General features: G+C 44.6%; 13 protein-coding genes. 4 read left to right on the top strand and 9 right to left on the bottom strand.

The features are described from left to right. Positions 1-8: 8 nt before the first annotated feature. Together I2F54_RS03255 and I2F54_RS03250 are read right to left on the bottom strand one after the other, a co-directional pair. Positions 9-524: a sigma-70 family RNA polymerase sigma factor gene (locus I2F54_RS03255; RefSeq protein WP_195500509.1), complete on the bottom strand. Its 516-nt coding sequence runs from the start codon at positions 522-524 to the stop codon at positions 9-11. A 216-nt stretch (positions 525-740) separates the two neighbouring features. After that, positions 741-3518 carry a two-component regulator propeller domain-containing protein gene (locus tag I2F54_RS03250; protein WP_087412923.1) on the bottom strand — a complete coding sequence of 926 codons (2778 nt, stop codon included), beginning with the start codon at positions 3516-3518 and terminating at the stop codon, positions 741-743. A gap of 172 nt (positions 3519-3690) precedes the next feature. Here I2F54_RS03250 and hemW point away from each other — a divergent pair, with 172 nt between their 5' ends. Both hemW and I2F54_RS03240 read left to right on the top strand, forming a co-directional pair. Beyond that, the gene (hemW, locus tag I2F54_RS03245) at positions 3691-4824 is read left to right on the top strand and encodes a radical SAM family heme chaperone HemW (RefSeq protein WP_195500508.1); all 1134 of its coding nucleotides are present in this window, start codon (positions 3691-3693) and stop codon (positions 4822-4824) included. A 325-nt stretch (positions 4825-5149) separates the two neighbouring features. Beyond that, complete coding sequence (locus tag I2F54_RS03240; RefSeq protein WP_009122706.1) at positions 5150-5503, top strand: hypothetical protein; 354 nt, start codon at positions 5150-5152, stop codon at positions 5501-5503. A gap of 140 nt (positions 5504-5643) precedes the next feature. Here I2F54_RS03240 and I2F54_RS03235 read toward each other — a convergent pair whose 3' ends face one another. The 3 genes from I2F54_RS03235 to I2F54_RS03225 form a co-directional block, all read right to left on the bottom strand. Continuing rightward, positions 5644-6396 (bottom strand): LytR/AlgR family response regulator transcription factor, encoded by a 753-nt coding sequence (locus tag I2F54_RS03235; RefSeq protein ID WP_022219813.1) that lies wholly within the window; start codon positions 6394-6396, stop codon positions 5644-5646. 128 nt (positions 6397-6524) lie between these two features. Continuing rightward, the gene (locus I2F54_RS03230) at positions 6525-8555 is read right to left on the bottom strand and encodes a tetratricopeptide repeat-containing sensor histidine kinase (protein ID WP_195500507.1); all 2031 of its coding nucleotides are present in this window, start codon (positions 8553-8555) and stop codon (positions 6525-6527) included. 10 nt (positions 8556-8565) lie between these two features. Next, the gene (locus I2F54_RS03225; RefSeq protein WP_195500506.1) at positions 8566-9690 is read right to left on the bottom strand and encodes a DUF2027 domain-containing protein; all 1125 of its coding nucleotides are present in this window, start codon (positions 9688-9690) and stop codon (positions 8566-8568) included. 372 nt (positions 9691-10062) lie between these two features. On the opposite strand from I2F54_RS03225, the gene I2F54_RS03220 reads away from it, so the two are divergent. Further along, positions 10063-11292: an S-adenosylmethionine:tRNA ribosyltransferase-isomerase gene (locus I2F54_RS03220; RefSeq protein WP_195500505.1), complete on the top strand. Its 1230-nt coding sequence runs from the start codon at positions 10063-10065 to the stop codon at positions 11290-11292. 65 nt (positions 11293-11357) lie between these two features. Continuing rightward, a complete protein-coding gene (locus tag I2F54_RS03215) occupies positions 11358-11861 on the top strand; it encodes an NUDIX hydrolase (RefSeq protein WP_195500504.1) in 504 nt (167 codons plus the stop codon). Positions 11862-12332: 471 nt separating this feature from the next. Here the strand turns inward: I2F54_RS03215 and glmM are convergent, their stop codons facing one another. The 4 genes from glmM to I2F54_RS03195 form a co-directional block, all read right to left on the bottom strand. Then, the gene (gene glmM / locus I2F54_RS03210; RefSeq protein ID WP_009122713.1) at positions 12333-13721 is read right to left on the bottom strand and encodes a phosphoglucosamine mutase; all 1389 of its coding nucleotides are present in this window, start codon (positions 13719-13721) and stop codon (positions 12333-12335) included. A gap of 26 nt (positions 13722-13747) precedes the next feature. Then, positions 13748-14368, bottom strand: coding sequence for a DUF4827 domain-containing protein (locus I2F54_RS03205; protein WP_009122714.1), 621 nt, complete (start codon positions 14366-14368; stop codon positions 13748-13750). A 103-nt stretch (positions 14369-14471) separates the two neighbouring features. Beyond that, positions 14472-15509 carry a DHH family phosphoesterase gene (locus tag I2F54_RS03200; RefSeq protein ID WP_118466588.1) on the bottom strand — a complete coding sequence of 346 codons (1038 nt, stop codon included), beginning with the start codon at positions 15507-15509 and terminating at the stop codon, positions 14472-14474. Positions 15510-15598: 89 nt separating this feature from the next. Then, positions 15599-17653 carry a ComEC/Rec2 family competence protein gene (locus I2F54_RS03195; RefSeq protein ID WP_195500575.1) on the bottom strand — a complete coding sequence of 685 codons (2055 nt, stop codon included), beginning with the start codon at positions 17651-17653 and terminating at the stop codon, positions 15599-15601. Positions 17654-17680 lie beyond the last annotated feature (27 nt).

Raw genomic sequence — 17680 nt, 5'->3', positions numbered from 1 at the left:
TATATTTATTATATACATTGTCTGATATATTCACGGACCTCATGCCGTCCGATACGCAGGTGGTTTTCCACCGTACGGTGTGAAAGGTTCAATTCCGAAGATATGTCCGCTATCGACTTATCCTCAAAACGGCTCATCGTATAAATTTTCCTGCGTTGAGTGGGAAGGACACTGAGTTTACGTTGTTCCAAAGCGACTAAATCATCAGATATTATACGGCTCTCGGTATCGTTGGTACAAGTTTCGGCATGATCGTACATATAAGAGGAAATTTCCTGCTTCTTATAAAAACGACGCAAATAATCATTCACCAGATTGCGGGAAATGGTATAAATAAAAAATTTCACTGTATCGGGACGGAGCATCTGCTTGTATTCCATTAACCGCAGGAATACATCCTGTGATAAATCTTCGGCCTCTTCCCGGCAGTTTACCTTATGTAATATATACAGGTAAACCTGGTTATGATAGCTTACATAAGAATCGGCTATTAATTGAGAAGTTGTCATCGTACTGTTTTCCATATCTCAGATTTTTGGGTTTACGTTTGTTTTACGAAAGCAAAGATATAGATACATACACAGATAACATCATTCTACCATGCCTAATAAATCTCGCTTAATCCTATTAGACTAAAACAAGCGTAAACCACAATAAAACAAAGATTTAAGAATTTGAGACTCCCAGTATCAACTAATAATTTGAGACTCCGGCAGTCATTTCAAGAATAAATTCCACGGTTATTCATTCGTTTTTCCGATACTGCGAATGTATTCATTGGGAGTAATGCCCGTGGCCTTTTTAAAGTAACGGAAGAAAGAGGCGCGAGAACTGAAACCGCAAAGTTCGGCAAGCGCGCCAAGAGTATATTTGGAGTATTCATCTTTAGCAATCAAATGTTTGAATTCAGCGATACGGTAATCGTTGATATAGTCATAGTAATTACGGTTCAGATGCTGATTAAAAAGATAGGACAGAGTATGGGCGGACGTCCCTATCATAGCCGCCAAATCCGCCACTTTCAAATCCGGATTTGTATAAGCCTTCTCACGATGCATGATATTCTCCAATTTCCCGGTGAGACGCTCGCATTCTTCAAGACTGATTTTACTGGTCTTGTACTTTTCTTCCGTGACAGCAGTCTTGGGCTCTACTTCGGCAACAGGCAAAGGCTCAACCGTTTTCTTTGACTTCCCTCTCCGCCTGTAAAAATAAAAAACGCACAAAAGCGACAAGACAATCAGAATAACCGCCCCCACAATCCAGGCCATAACCGGATAAGCAATATGTACCGCCATACTGATTTCCGAATCGGCCACACCGACACGCCGCACCTTAAAGCAATAATTGCCTGACGACAAATCATAGTAAGTGATATCCGACCGTCCCATCAGCATCTGCCATCCCTCTTCCTTACCTTCCAGCTTGCACTCATAAGACATATAACTGGGATCGGTAAAATTCAAAGCGGAAAAGCGAACCGTCAGATTATTTTGCGAATTTTCCAAATCCACCCGCATCTTATCCTTATTCCATGCGGGCGCTACCGGATGTTTGCCGTTTACAAAGACATCTGTAATCCTCAAAGGGCGATTATGTTGCAGAAACTCTCCTTCGGCGTGAGTATTCATATAAATCAACCCTTTCGAGTTTCCCATCCAGATACGGCCCTGCCCGTCTTTTACAGGCAGGCAGAATATAAAGATAGGACTGGGAATCCCGTCTATGAAATGATACAGGATAAACGTGTCCTTCTTGTCATACCGGTACAAGCCGTTGCTGGTACCGATCCATAGCCAGCCCTCATCATCTTCTATCATAGACATGCAATCCTTACCCTCGAGCAAGGTATTAGGCTGCAAATGGCGGAAATGATTCATCGACAAATCGGATATATACATAGGGCCTTTGTCCGGCAGGAAATAAAGCTGATGCGCGGAATCTTCAAATACGGTACGGATTTTCTCCTTATGAATAAATCCCTCCGGAAAGATATCCACTTTTAAACTTTCGGAAGAAGGGTCCCAGATGCACATGCCATTCTCCGTACAAACCCACCCCTTACGTGTAGAATCAAAGTAAATCTCATATACATTCCCCTCAGGCAGCTTAGAGTTGGCACTCGTATAATGGTTCAGCATCCTGCCGTCCTTATAGCGGAATAAGCCGACAGAAGTCCCTATCCATAAGCATCCTTCCGCATCAGACTTAATACAGAATATCTGCCCCTTGACAAAAGGTTGCGCCACGCGAGGCTCAAAATCGCTAATGGTCAATGTTACAGGATCCAGCACATACATCCCGCCGCCATAAGTTCCGACATAATACTTCCCCTGAAAGGCATAACTACAAATAATCATACTGGAACGCAACTGCGGAGCGCTGAAACCGGCATACCTTCCCCGCTGCTCGTCAATAAAATATAAACCGTCACGAGAACCTATCAGTTTTTCACTTCCCCGGAAAGTTATGGTCCTTACAGGCATATCCTTTGTATCAAAATAAGGCGGATAACTGTACGTACGGAACAATTCGCTCTGATAAAGCGTATAATCCAATCCCAATTGATAGAAACCCACCCAAATCAACCCGTCCCTATCCACCAGCAGGGAGTACACCGAATTGGAACGCAAACTACCGCCTTTTCCGACTTCATGCTGGAAAGAACGGACTATCCTGCCCTGTTTCGTAGAAATAAAGTGCACCCCGTTGCCGTCCGTACCTACATACAACAAATCCTTCCCGTCACAAGACAAGGAAGATATTACATTGCAACCTACATCCAGATAAGAGTCGAACTTATGCGTACGGGTATCAAAACAAGCGATTCCCTGCCCCATCGTACCCAAATAGATAACCGGACCGATACGGACGATATTGGTGTACGAGCAAATATGCTTGTCTTCCACAATGAAATAATAAGGAACTATTTTCCGGTTTTCCAATTCCAGCGAGTAAAGTCCGCTCGATGTAGCCATCCATAAGATTCCGTTTTCTCCGAAACTCAGCCCGTTGATGATATTGGCAGCGGATAATACGTTGGGGTCTATCAGAATATGTTCCAACCGTCCTTGCCGGTAAATAAACAGCCCCGCCTCACTGCCGATGTAAAGTCCCCCCTTGCCGTCGGCCAACAAAGAACGGACACCGCATTTGATTGTTTCCGCAGCGATGGCATCCAGCTCGCGCTTCTCATGATTCACGCGCCACAATCCCATGCCATTTCCCATCCATATCTGGTTACCTTCCGTTTCGGCAATGGCATTGACACGCTTCAACTTTTCATTATTGCCTGAGACAGGATAACGTTTCAGGTGGACGCCGTCAAAACGCTCTAATGAAGTTCCCGTACCAATCCATACATATCCTATCGAATCTTTGTATAAAGCATTGACTACCAAATCGGAAAGTCCCTCGGTGACGGACAGGCCACGGAATATAGATGTCTGCGCGTAAGGAGCATAAGAAACCAACAGAACAAAAAGTGCTACTATATATCTGAGTGTTATGCTTTTCATACAATGTAAATTGGATTCCGTTGCCGTGACAACGCTACAAATATAAGGAAAAAACACAGTCCTTCCGCATTTCAATATCCATTTTAGTATTAAATACAGGCAAAGATTAAGAATCACTCAATTCAAAGCAGAAAAAAATTGTATATTTGCGCCCCAACCAACTTACAGGCACATGGCAGGTATCTACATCCATATTCCCTTTTGCAAGACACGTTGCATTTATTGCGATTTCTACTCCACCACCCGTAGCGAACTGAAAGGCCGCTACATCCATGCGTTGTGTAAAGAGTTGCAAATACGGAAAGAATATCTGAGAGAAGAGCCCGTCGAAACGATTTACTTTGGTGGCGGCACCCCTTCACAACTTGCGGAAGAAGATTTCCGGGAAATATTTGAAACCATCCGGAAATACTATGGAATGGAGCAGTGCCGGGAAATTACTCTTGAAGCCAATCCCGACGACCTGACCGAAGAATACGCCGTCATGCTGCAACGATTGCCTTTCAACCGTATCAGCATGGGAATACAAACTTTTGACGACGCTACCCTGAAACTGCTGAACCGCCGCCATAACGCGACGCAAGCCGTCAATGCCGTACATCATTGCCGCCGTGCGGGTTTCAACAATATAAGCATCGACCTTATCTACGGCCTTCCCGGCGAAACGGACGAACGCTGGAAACGTGATTTGCAACAAGCCGTCAGCCTTGACGTAGAGCATATCTCCGCTTACCACCTGACATACGAAGAAGGCACCCGCATCTACGAACTTCTGCAAACGCACCGTATCCGCGAAGTAGACGAAGAAAGCAGCCTTCGCTTCTTCTCCACCCTTATGGACACGCTTGGCAATGCCGGCTACGAGCACTACGAAATATCCAATTTCTGCCGTCCGGGCATGTATTCCCGCCACAATACATCTTACTGGAAGGGAATTCCCTACTTGGGTTGCGGTCCTTCGGCACATTCATTCAACACAGATACCCGTGAGTGGAACATATCCTCGTTGGAAGACTACATACATTCCATCGAAAACAATCACCGCCGGTTCGAAAATGAATATTTAGACCGTACCACCCGCTATAACGAATGTATCATGACCTCCATTCGCACCAAGCGGGGACTGTCCCTGAATGATTTGGAACGGGAATTCGGCAAGGAACTATGGCAATACTGTATGAATATGGCGTGTCCGCACCTCGATAGCGGAAAATTAGAAATACGCGACAGCCACCTCTGTCTTACCCGTAAGGGAATCTTTGTATCAGACAGCATTATGAGTGATTTAATGTTCATAGAAGATTGAAAGCCGTCCCCGGAGCAGACAAGCATATCTTTTTGTACACCAATATCTCTATTTTACTATCATATTAACACAGTTTTGTCTTTCATATTACATCCGCATTACAAAATAAAGCCGATTTTGTTCATTTTCATAGTCATTAATTGATGTAAATCAAGAAATGAAGGTGCAACCCGCACTTTTCCTTCTATTCATTTTTGTGTTATAAAACATATTCCTATATTTGCATAGGTAAAAAGAAAAAGCTAAGCGCTTACAATTGTTTTCAGTAGGTATTAGATTTATTATTAGATTAGTTTTTAGGTATAACAATTAAAAAGTAGGTATTATGAAACGTTTAGGATTAACATTAGTGGCAGCAGTATGTCTGGCTGCCAGCACATTTGCAGCAGGGAATCAACCGACAACTGCAAGATGGGAAGGTAACATCAACGTAAACAAATTGAGTAAGTATTTGAATTTGTCCGCCAATCAGCAGGAAGAAGTCACAAATATCTGTGAATACTTCGACGAGCAGATGTCGCGTGCTACAAGCTCAAAGAAGAATCAGGAAAAGTTGCTGCGTAACGCGGTTTACGGTAACTTGAAATTAATGAAAAGAACTTTGAACGAAAAGCAATATTCCGACTATGCCAAAGTTTTGAATGTTACGTTGCAAAACAAAGGTATCGAAGTGAAGTAACATTCACTTCCGATAAATACGGAAAATGTATTTTAAAATAGATAAAAAGGGTACTGATTAGTTCAGTACCCTTTTTTTGCTTGTCAATATCGTTAGAGTAATGACGACATCAACTTCCTAAACCAGTTATTGGCCTACTTTCACAAGCAGAAACGATCTTGTAATTCTTTCTTATATTTTTTTGAAACAAGCAATTCGGTAACTTTGTCAAAAGGCGGATATAAAACGCACTTATTATCCCGTATAAGCATCAGATAATCTATATTGATGATATACGATTGATGTATTTGTACGAAACACGGAGAATACAAAGTAATTTGTTCGGCAGTCATTCCCCGGCGTAAAGTCAGAGGCGGCTGGTTATTCAATATTACCTCCCACTGCTTGCGTTCGGAGCAGTAACGGAAAAAGCCGATCTCCGCCGGACGCAGGGCACGCATATCATTAGTCGGAGTAAAAACGATGAAAGTCTGCCCGGTGTGCACAGGACTCCCTACCGGTAGCGACACCCGCTGGCCGGCTTCAACCTGTTTGACGAAACGCGTCAGAATATCTTTCAGATCCTGTTCTTCAAAAGGCTTTAACAGATAATCGAACGCAGCTTCCCGAATAGCCTGTATCATATACTTGTCATACGCCGTATAAAACACGACTCTCATATTCCACGCCACGTTATCGCGCATCTCCTGCAACAAATCCAGCCCCGTCATATCCGGCATCTCCACATCCAAAAACAGCAAATCGGGTTGTACTTTCGTAATCAGCTTTTTCCCTTTCCTGCCGTTTCGTGCAGTGCCTTCCAAAGAAAAGCGAGCATCTTTCCGTAATTCAAAGCTCAGATTTTCAAGAGATACTTCATCATCATCTACTATAACGACTTTGTACTTGTCCATATTCCATGTTTTGTTTTGGCGAATATAAAAATTTTCTTGTTTCCATACAAAACCAGAAACGGACATTTACAGACTATTCATCCATAACCCGTTCTATCACCCCTAAAAACATAACTAAGCGGCTATTCTTAGATTTTATAATCGTACTTATCCGGTAACAGAAAAGTTACTTCACATCCTACCTCGCCACCCGGCAAAGTCACGTTATGCACGGCGACGTCAATCGCTTCCTTATTTTTCATATTCAGAATCTGAATCGTTTGCATGATGACTTTCATGCCTGTACCTGTGCCTCTATGCCGGCTGTCCGGACGATAACCGCCACCGTTATCCGTTATCTTAATGCGAATGCCTCTCTCCTGCCGGTCTACGGTAATCCATAAATTCCGTTCTCCCTCCTTGCCTCTCAACGCATGTTTTACGGAATTTTCCACCGGAATCTGTATCATCATAGAGGGCAGCCATACCTGTTCAGGATGCACATCTTCCGCTATTTTAATATCCGGACGGAAAGTCGCTCCGAGCGAACGGCGTTCCAAGTCGATATAAGTTCCGACAAAATCCAGCTCCTCGGACAAAGTGACACATAACTGTTCCGCCAGTTCCAGATTTCGCCGCATCAGTTTCACTAATGACGCCAACTCCTGCTTCTCCTCTTCCCTACGGTTCACAACCTCCTGATTGAGGACATTGAATATAAAATGAGGAGACAAGCGGTTACGGATATTCTCAAGACGGAGCGTAGAGACTGTCCTGCGATTTTGAGCGAGCAGTAAATCATGCTTCTTCCTATTATAAAGATAAAGAAAAACGGCAATCAAGAACGCTATAACGGCAATCGCCAATGTCACGAGACGAGTTTGCCTCAATGCCAGCACCTCGTTTTCCTGTTTCTGAAACAAGACCTTATGCGCCATCAAGGTAGAGTCCTGCTGATAACGCAAAGTCAAATCCGCCGTACGCATCCTTATACGCTCATTGCGAATAGAGTCGTCCAAGCGGTCATTTTTCTTCAGATAATCGTATGCCCGCTGATAATTACCGGTTTCTTCGTGAAATTGCTGCAAATATTTATTACGGATATGTATCATGTCCGCGTCTATCTCCGGCGAAGCTTTACTCACCGTCAGCAACCGCCGTGCCTCCGCAAAGTCTTTACGCTGCAAAGCCAGCTCTATTTTCTGCGTATCGATATAATAAAGCGCGGTAGTGGAACCTATCTCTTTAAAGAAAGGCTCGCACAAATCCAGATATTTGGCAGCCGAATCCGCTTCGTTCCGTTGAAGAAAACAGTCGCTCAGGTTCAAGTAACTCAAATTAAGCCCCCAGCGCATATCAGGATAATCTTTCACAAGCTCCACCACCTTCCTGAAGTAACCGATTGCCGTAGCGTAATCCCCCCGGTAGTAATACGAGTTTCCGCGATTATTCAGATAAAAATGCTTTTCATCCGGAAGCATCTCATCATAGTTCTTAGCCGCAAGTTCCGAATAGTAGTCACATTGCTCATAGTCGCGCAGTGTCATATATCCCTGCGCCAATCCATAGTAGATGGGAAACTTTCTATCCGAAGGCATATTCAGCGAATCACAAATCAACAGTGCCTTCCTGTACCAGAAAACACCCATATCCAGCCTTCCCAAATGATTGTTGGCATCGGCAAGGTTTATCAGAATGTCCGGAACGGTCTCCGGTTTCGTTCCCTGCAATCTCCATTCATAAGCTTTCTTGAAGCAAATTTCCGCGGAATCTATATACCCTTTTCTCGAATAGATATTACCCTTCATATTGAGACATTCGGACTGCAAATCGGCCAACCGGTGCGAGAAAGGCTGTCTGCCGGTAAAATCCTCAATCTCCCGAATCAAAAGTTGCGCAGAATCGATATCGGAAGTGGCCAGGCAGGTTTTCAAAGCGACGGAAAGATAGTTGTACCGTACCAGACTGTCTTTCGCAGCCTTCATTCTTTGCAAGACCTGTGTCCTCATCCTGCGCGGAGCCGTTGCCACAGAATCGACATGAGTACTGAAAAAAGAATCGAATTCCCGCATTTCAGATATCATGCCACCGCCGCCTTTACAAGTACAGGCGCCCGGCAATACAATCCCCGTCCATAGAAGAAAAAAGAAACCGATGCAGCTTTTCAGACCACTCCGCATACTCCGTGTTTTATTTTATTGTAACCATCGTAGCTCCGAACCCATATTCCTGGAAAGAAGCGTCTTGTGTCTTACAAGCCGTATATTTCCGTTTCATCTCATCCAATAAGGCTTTGCGAAGCACACCGTCTCCCTTGCCATGAATGAAGACGATACGCTGCTCACGCTTATTCTTGTATTGCTCCATTACCTCGCGAAACTTATCCAACTGGTAGTTCAATATCTCGCTGTTACTCATGCCACGCGTATCATCCAGCAATTCGCCGATATGTAAATCCACTTCGATGATTTCATTTTTGCCGCCCCGCTTGACGATAGTCTGAGGCTTGGACGGGACATCCGCCGTTTTCTTTTGCATCAGGGCATCCTGCAAATCCTCGGCCGACACGTAAACCTGTTTGGCAGGAGCGTCATTCTTCACCACATCGTACATAAGCGCGGGAGTGTCAAAAAAGTCGGTCTGCCGGAATGTATGCAGTTTATAGAACTTCACCGTATCGATACGAATTTCCACATTGACAGCAGGCTTCATGGCAAAAGAACGATTGTCCTTGAAAGCGACCAACTGAACGGCTGCACGCTCCCTGTCATTCAGCTCCGATTTTTCAAATTCCTCTAACAAAAGCTTTGTATTCGGTTCTATCAGACCATGCGAACGGACAGTCCACGACTTGCCTTCCGCGCTTAAATATGTATAATACATACAGTAATTGCTATCGTTCACCAAATAGGCCTCAAACGGAGTGGTGCTTACCGCCTTGATATCCTCCGGAACAAAGGCAAGGTATACATTCAGTACATCACCGCCCTTCATTTCCGGCTGACGATAAACGGATACCCGGGGTTCGACCGGACGCTCCACCCGCTGTCCGGAGCCCGAAGCGGAAGATGCCGGCTTTGAGGTTGCAACAACCGTACGAGCCGCCGATTGCTCCTCCGCCCTCTTCTTGGCTGCTTTAGAAGCCGAAGTGGGAATATTATAATCATCCGTTTCAATCACCACACATTCGCGCACCGGCATCGGAATGTCAAAACCGTCGGCATCTTCTACCAATACTATGTCTTTTCCACGGAATCCCGTCACGACACCACCGCCTACTTCACTGAGGAAGCGTACTTTATCTCCTATTTTCATACTTTCCATTCTGTTTTTTATCATTACCCGGAAGATGCGTCAAAACCATGGCAGACATGCGATTCCGGCATCCTCTTTTATCTCTCGCAAAGTTAGGAATTATTTGATGATTATATACAAACATACTTTGTTTGTATCGCAAAGTTTTTATTCATGCGATGCAATCTTAAAACAGAAGTTTCATTTCTAAGAATAAAGCTTTAGTTTATAAGAATCAAACTTTGATTTCTATAAACATAACTTCCGTTCCAAGATTGCGCGGTAAGTAAAGTAACTCTCCGGGCGCTTCGGCAAGACAATCATTAATTGCCTGCATATAATTCAAATCTTCCCAAATATCCGTACCTTTGCAGTCCCTAATAAAACAAAGATATGAAAGAAGATCCCAGACATATTAGAATCAGCGAATTCAATTACCCCTTGCCTGATGAGCGCATCGCCAAGTTTCCATTGCCTGTACGCGACCAATCCAAGTTATTGCTGTATCGCCACGGTGAGGTTTCCGAAGACGTATTCACCTCCCTGCCCGACTACCTTCCGGCCAACAGCCTGATGATTTTTAATAACACCAAGGTTATCCAGGCGCGTCTGCACTTCCATAAAGAGACGGGAGCGCTTATCGAAGTGTTCTGCCTCGAACCTATCCGACCCAACGACTACGCTCTTAATTTTCAGCAGACGGAACACGCCGCATGGCTCTGCATGATAGGAAATCTGAAAAAGTGGAAAGAAGGTACGTTAAAACGGGAAATGGTTGTGAAAGGAAAACCGCTTACCTTGACTGCCGAACGGGGAGCGTGCCATGGTACCAGTCATTGGGTGGATTTCCGTTGGAACAATCCGGAAGTAACATTCGCCGATATTCTCGAGGTGTTCGGAGAGTTACCTATCCCGCCTTATCTGAACAGGGAGACACAGGAAAGTGATAAGGAAACCTACCAGACCGTTTATTCCAAAATAAAAGGCTCGGTAGCCGCTCCAACCGCCGGACTGCACTTTACTCCACGGGTTTTGGACGCTTTGCGCGGGAAAGGAGTGGAACCGGAAGAACTGACGCTGCACGTAGGAGCCGGGACTTTCAAGCCCGTCAAAAGCGAAGAGATAGAAGGGCACGAAATGCACACGGAATACATATCCGTCAATCGCAGTACGCTGGAGAAGCTCGTAGCGCACGAAGGAAAAGCCATTGCGGTAGGAACAACTTCCGTACGTACGCTGGAAAGTCTCTATCACATAGGTGTTACTCTTCTGAACAATCCCGACGCCACAGAAGAGGATTTGCATGTAAAGCAATGGCAACCCTATGAGATGACTCCCGAAACGGCTGCCACCCCTGCCGTAGACGCCTTGCGAGCAATCATAGCCTATCTTGACCGGCATCACATGGAAACGTTGCATACCAGCACGCAAATCATCATTGCTCCGGGATACGAGTACAGAATCGTAAAGGCCATGGTGACCAACTTCCACCAACCGCAAAGCACACTATTACTGCTTGTCTCGGCATTTCTACATGGAGATTGGCGGAAGATTTACGACTATGCCCTTGCCCATGATTTCCGGTTCTTGAGTTACGGCGATTCGTCGCTGCTGATACCTTGATATTCTTTAAAGGATATCCGGCACGACATTTTTATTGATAACACCCATAAAAAGCTCTGAATAAAATGAACAGCGACAACAATCAGGAAATGTTTCCCCTTGTCGATGAACAAGGGAACATTATAGGTGCAGCCACCCGCGGCGAATGCCACAACGGAAGCAAGCTTCTGCACCCCGTAATTCATCTGCATGTATTCAACTCCAAAGGAGAATTATATCTGCAGAAACGTCCCGAATGGAAAGATATACAACCCGGTAAGTGGGATACGTCGGTAGGCGGACACGTTGATTTGGGCGAAAGTGTGGAAATGGCCTTGAAACGGGAAGTACGCGAGGAGTTAGGGATAACCGACTTCACACCGGAAGCCATCACCAATTATGTTTTTGAATCCGCACACGAGAAAGAGCTCGTGTTTGTACACAAAACCGTATACGACGGCGAGATACATCCTAGCGACGAGTTGGATGGCGGACGTTTCTGGAGTATAGAGGAAATCAAAGAGAATATAGGAAAAGGGATATTCACGCCCAATTTCGAGCAGGAGATAGAACGAGTAAAGCTGATATAATAAGTAAGTGTTGAAATTTAATTTATAGCAAAAATAATCTAAGCCTGAAAGGATTTTAGTTTTAAGCCTAAAGGATTTTAGCTTTAAACTTGAAGGATTTTTAGCTTTCAGCCTGAAAGGCTCTTATCTATAAGCCCGGGGTAACACCCCGGGAATAAATGTTCCCGGTATTCTGCGCCCTGTAAGGGCAAAAGACGAATATGTAAATCTTTTGCCCTTACAGGGCGCAATGTCATTCATATCCGTACTCCCGGGGTGTTACCCCGGGCTATAAGATAAAAAGGCTTTCAGCCTTAGGTTACGCTATATCATCGTTACTGATATAAATTAAATTTCAACACTTATTTAAAAGGGTGTGTCAAAACTCCCCTCATAAATAGAAAATCACCCTCGCCACAGATAGTCGTAGCGAGGGTGATTTTCTATTTATGAGAGTTTCGACACACCCTCTTTCTTATTAGCTTCCTTATCTTATTTCGCCAAGTCCTCGATTACTTTCATAATCTGCCGACCGATTTCTTCGGCTGCTTCCGGCGTAGCCGCTTCGCTATAAACACGAATAATCGGTTCTGTGTTACTCTTGCGTAAATGTACCCATTTGTCGGGGAAGTCAATCTTTACACCGTCGATATCATTGATTTCTTCGTTTTTATAGATTTCCTTTACTTTGGCAAGGATGGCATCGACATCCGTATCCGGAGTTAAGTCTACACGGTTCTTAGCCATGAAATAAGCCGGATAAGTGGCACGCAGTTCGCTTACTTTCTTACCCTCGTGTGCCAGATGGCTAAGGAACAGGGCAATACCCACCAAGGCATCGCGTCCGTAGTGGCTGGCGGGATAAATGACTCCACCATTGCCTTCGCCACCGATAACAGCGCCTACCTCTTTCATCTTGGTAGTTACGTTCACTTCACCTACGGCGGAAGCGTAATATTGTTGGTCGTATTTACGGGTTACATCACGCAATGCACGGGTAGAACTCAAGTTAGAAACCGTATTGCCCGGAGTATGCTTCAATACATAATCGGCTACGGTAACCAGCGTGTATTCTTCACCATACATTTTGCCGTCTTCACAAATCATAGCCAAACGGTCTACATCCGGGTCCACCACAAAAGCGACATCGGCCTTACCGCCTTTCATCAGGTTCATGATGTCACCCAGATTCTTTTCCAGAGGTTCAGGGTTATGCTGGAAGTTACCGGTAGGTTCGCAATAGAGTTTTTCCACATGCTGTACTCCAAGTTGCTCCAACAGTTGCGGAAGGATGATACCGCCCACAGAGTTTACACAATCAATGGCTACACGGAAACCGGCTTTCTTAATGGCTTCCACATCCACTAAATCAAGCGCAAGTACGCTATCAATATGTTTTTGATTATAAGTCAGGTCTTTACGGTAAGAGCCGAGTTTATCCACTTCCGCAAAATCGAAAGCTTCGGCCTCAGCGATACGAAGTACCTCGTTTCCTTCTTCTTTATTCAGGAATTCTCCTTTTTCATTCAGAAGCTTCAAAGCATTCCACTGTTTGGGATTGTGAGAGGCGGTCAGGATAATACCGCCGCTGGCGCCTTCCATGGTTACAGCCAACTCAGTGGTCGGGGTAGAAGCCAAATCAATGTCCACTACGTCCCAGCCCATACCCATAAGGGTACCTACTACCACATTCTTTACCATTTCGCCCGAGATGCGCGCATCACGGCCTACTACAATCTTGTTACTTTTTACAGTACACGTTTTGCGGATAAGGGTAGCGTATGCCGAAGTAAACTTCACGATGTCGAGCGGATTCAACCCCTCGCCTACACCACCGCCGATCGTTCCGCGGATTCCAGAGATAGATTTGATTAGAGTCATAGGTTAATAATTTAAATATTGGTTAGTTATTTCCAGATTTGATATTTCCGGATATCGTAATAATAAGGATATACGTATTGCATAGCCGTCTGATGTCCCATCTTGGAAGGAATAATCAGTCTTACGTGAGCCATATCACGCACATAAGTCAACGGGACAAGCCATCCTGCCGGAACAGCCGGCGAAGAATAGTAGGTCATCATGTATCCCTGCAAGAAAGTTCCCGCTATGGAAGACGAGGTCACCGTATAACGGAATGCGTCCACAGTTTCCACAGCGCTCAAATTAGATAACGCGGTATCTTTATCAAGGATACTGTACTCCATAAAACGTACCAGTATCTCATCATTATTCTTCACCGTATCAGCCTCGTTCTCGGAGCCTTTATCTACAATCTGCATATATACTCCACTGGCAAGCTGCACAAACTCATCCACGCCGTCTCCTTTTTCCTTAGACTTTGTCGTAGAGTCCTGTGCATAAAACTCCGATTGTGAGATTATCTTAAAGTCATTCTTTTTGATAAAGTCATTTATACCGTCTTTTTCCTCTTCCAGCATCTCTGCATAGGTCTTGCTATCATCGCAGGCTTGAAAGCCCAAACTGAGTGCCAATAAAGACAAAAAGAATAAAGTAAGTTTCTTCATTTCTGTTATTTAGTAATTTCGTACAAAAATATCTGATTTCCTTGAAAGTTAAAAGCTGCAAGTGGAAAGTTCGTATCTTTTAACCTTTACAGCCAAACTTTTTTTATCCTTTGGCATTAAGCAGCGGCTTAAACTTTTCCAACGCCAGCTCCAGCACTTTTTCAGCTTCTTCCAACGTTCCGTAAAATTCTCCGCCGGAAGCATTTAAGTGTCCGCCGCCGTTAAAAAACTCAGCAGCGAGCCGGTTGCAAGGAAAACTTCCTACCGAACGCAAGGAGACCTTTATCATCGGCTTTTCCGTATCCTCACGCAGGAAACAGGAGAACACTACATTTTTGATACTCAACGGTATGTTTACAAAACCCTCGCTATCGCCGCGGATATAGTTGAAATTGCTTTGTTCTTTCTTGGTCAGCGTAATCAAAGCGGCATGATGTTCCGGATAGACTCTCATCTGCGACAGCACATGCCCCATAAGGCGCAAACGGCTCTCGGAATAGGTGTTATACACTTTCCGGTAAATATCGTCCTTGTCAATGCCTTTTGAGAGCAACTCGCTGATGATAAAGTATATTTCACGATTATTGGAATTATACGTAAAGCCACCTGTATCGGTCATCATACCTGTATAGATACATTCCGCTCCTTCCTTTGTGATGTCACTGAAATATCCCATGCGGCAGATCAGACGAAAAACAAGCTCCGAAGTAGAAGATATCTCGGGGTGGGAAATTATGATTCTGCAAAAATCTTCCGGGTTCAGATGATGGTCTACCAGTATTTTCCGTGCAGGAGAAGCAGATACGGCATCCGCCATTGCATCGATACGGCTGATGGCGTTGAAATCAAGGCAACATATCACATCTGCCTCCGCTATCAGTTTATCGGCGAACTCTTTATAGCGGTCATACAAAAGTATGTCCTTACTGCCGGGCATCCACCGCAAAAAATCCGGAAAAGCATTCGGAACGATAACAGTCGCGTCCTTGTCTTGCGTATTGAGAAAATGCCATAATCCTAAGGAAGAACCTATTGCATCCCCATCGGGAGCCACATGAGCAACAATAACAATTTTATCCGCACGTTCCATCCACTTGGCAAAGTGGTCTATCTTAGATTGCTCTATTACTTTAGTCAACATATAGTTTTTACGATTTACGTTCTGAATAAACAGGGAATTCCGTTTATCCCCAACAAATGAAAGGGCAAAAGTACGAAAAAGTTTATGATTTATAATGATATGCGCACAGAACCTTTTTCAGAAAGGGAAAGATAAGAAATTCCCAGTCGAATACAATCATTGATAATCCTCTCCTGATAATAATCGGAAACGGATGAGTCTATCACTACCGTACCCACTTCAAATAAAGAAACCAGCTCTTTTATACCGCCTTTATATCCCTGAGAAACATATAAATAGTCAATAGAGATGGGAATATCGGCAACTCTATTCCGCCAACGGTTATCGCACAGCAGGCAAATACGTTTTCCTGCATAAAACACGATTTGATTCCGGACAGAAATATCCGGCGCAGAATAATCTCCCGTTATTACGGCAGGAGATTTCAGACGCAAACGGTTCCAATGGGGAGTAAGCGCACGTTCCAAACGGGTAATATCGGACAGGCTGTCGGTACAAACCAGCCATGAATAAGAGTTATCGGTCAAACAATGTACCGCAGGACACCCCCGGACATTATAGAAGACAAGACTGCGACGGGAAGCATCCGCCATAAACGAATACGAATGATAGGAAACGCAAAGCAGCAGAGCGGACAAAGCGATATAAACATTCGTTGCCGTACGCCTTGTTACGGCACGGCACAATAACAACAAAGAGAAATAGAACAGAAAGACCTCCCGGATATCCATCCGGATATGGTCGATAGAGGCCAAAGGAAGTTGCTCAATCCAACGGAGCACCGTATTTTGCAGTCGAATCAACATCTCTGTCATCTCTGCAAAGAAATGTTGCAAGCCGGGAAAAGGAGTTAAGGCAAGCAATACAACAGCCGCATACACAATCAACGATACCAGCGGAATCACCCATAAGTTTGTCAAGAGAAAATGCGTGGAAAAACGTGAGAAATAAAGCATGACCAGAGGCGCCGTCCCTATTTGCGCGGCTATGGAAACGGTTATTAAGGCCCAAACTTTTCGCAGCGCCGTATTTTTAACCGGCAACAAGCCGTATAGCCCGGGTTGCAGGAGCAAAATCGCCGTAACAGCCGCAAAAGACAGTTGAAAACCAATATCAAACAACCATACGGGATTGAACAATAACATCAAGAAAGCCGTAGCTCCCAACGTATTCAGCGTCAGCCTTTGGCAAGCGGGGAATAGAGCGGAAAGCAGCCAAAACGAGCACATGATAACAGCGCGTACCACAGAAGAGGACAATCCGGTAAGAAAAGCAAATCCCCATAAAGACAAGATTACCGACAGCAGCAGAAAAGGTTTCAAAAACCGCCACCTGTTCCACAAAGGCGATAAAACAAACAATAATAAAGCCGAAATGAAACCGATATGCAATCCGGAAAGCGCCAGTACATGGCTGGCTCCGGCCACCGAATATGTCTCGATTACATGCTCGCTCAGCTCTTCCTTGCAGCCTACCGTAAGCGCAGAAAGTATCGCCAGCTCATCCCCTTGGAAACCCATATTCCGATACCCGGCAACCATCTTATCACGGCAGTCCGAAGCCTGCTGACGAAAAGTAGAGGAACCGTCACAACCAATCCTGCGCCAATGTCCGGCATGTACATAAGCGGTTCCGCAGATTCCCTTTCTGAGAAGATAACGGGCATAATCGAATTCATCCGGATTTCCATTATTCACCGGTGGAGACAAACGGGCATAAACCAACAGCCTGTCCCCTCTTTTCAAAGAATATGCCGCAGAATCTTTAGGGAAATAAAATAGGAAAGTCTTTTCTGAAAAGTCATATAAGAGCTTGTCCTTCAACACTTCTCCTCTCAAAACGGCATGAAACAGAATACTGTTTTTCTTGATTTCCGGCTTTGCCGTAAGAACAACCTGATAAGCGGAAGATTTTTCCGTATTCGGAAATGCATGGTCAGCCTGCTTTAACTGTAAACTTACCAAAGCCCCGCCCAATACGAAACAAGCCCAAAATACGACAACTCCATATAGCTTGCAAAGGGCATAATACTTACGGCTGAGAATATATGCGCCTATCAACAGCAGGATTACAGCTATCCATAGACTGGCAGGCAGTATATAAGGATATTTATCCCCATATACTATTCCACCGACCAACGGCATCAACAGTCGCAGGAAAGGATGCCGTTG

Source organism: Bacteroides clarus, from assembly GCF_015555825.1.
Taxonomy (GTDB): Bacteria; Bacteroidota; Bacteroidia; order Bacteroidales; family Bacteroidaceae; genus Bacteroides; species Bacteroides clarus.
Note: the sequence above shows the minus strand (reverse complement) of the source record. Positions and strands in the feature narration are given on the sequence as shown.

Coding starts and splice junctions, on each gene's coding strand:
- I2F54_RS03200 (WP_118466588.1), bottom strand. CDS start 15,509: ATGTTGACTAAAGTAATAGAGCAATCTAAGATAGACCACTTTGCCAAG.
- glmM (WP_009122713.1), bottom strand. CDS start 13,721: ATGACTCTAATCAAATCTATCTCTGGAATCCGCGGAACGATCGGCGGT.
- I2F54_RS03235 (WP_022219813.1), bottom strand. CDS start 6,396: ATGGACAAGTACAAAGTCGTTATAGTAGATGATGATGAAGTATCTCTT.
- hemW (WP_195500508.1), top strand. CDS start 3,691: ATGGCAGGTATCTACATCCATATTCCCTTTTGCAAGACACGTTGCATT.
- I2F54_RS03255 (WP_195500509.1), bottom strand. CDS start 524: ATGGAAAACAGTACGATGACAACTTCTCAATTAATAGCCGATTCTTAT.
- I2F54_RS03230 (WP_195500507.1), bottom strand. CDS start 8,555: ATGCGGAGTGGTCTGAAAAGCTGCATCGGTTTCTTTTTTCTTCTATGG.
- I2F54_RS03205 (WP_009122714.1), bottom strand. CDS start 14,368: ATGAAGAAACTTACTTTATTCTTTTTGTCTTTATTGGCACTCAGTTTG.
- I2F54_RS03195 (WP_195500575.1), bottom strand. CDS start 17,653: ATGCCGTTGGTCGGTGGAATAGTATATGGGGATAAATATCCTTATATA.
- I2F54_RS03225 (WP_195500506.1), bottom strand. CDS start 9,690: ATGAAAATAGGAGATAAAGTACGCTTCCTCAGTGAAGTAGGCGGTGGT.
- I2F54_RS03240 (WP_009122706.1), top strand. CDS start 5,150: ATGAAACGTTTAGGATTAACATTAGTGGCAGCAGTATGTCTGGCTGCC.
- I2F54_RS03250 (WP_087412923.1), bottom strand. CDS start 3,518: ATGAAAAGCATAACACTCAGATATATAGTAGCACTTTTTGTTCTGTTG.
- I2F54_RS03220 (WP_195500505.1), top strand. CDS start 10,063: ATGAAAGAAGATCCCAGACATATTAGAATCAGCGAATTCAATTACCCC.
- I2F54_RS03215 (WP_195500504.1), top strand. CDS start 11,358: ATGAACAGCGACAACAATCAGGAAATGTTTCCCCTTGTCGATGAACAA.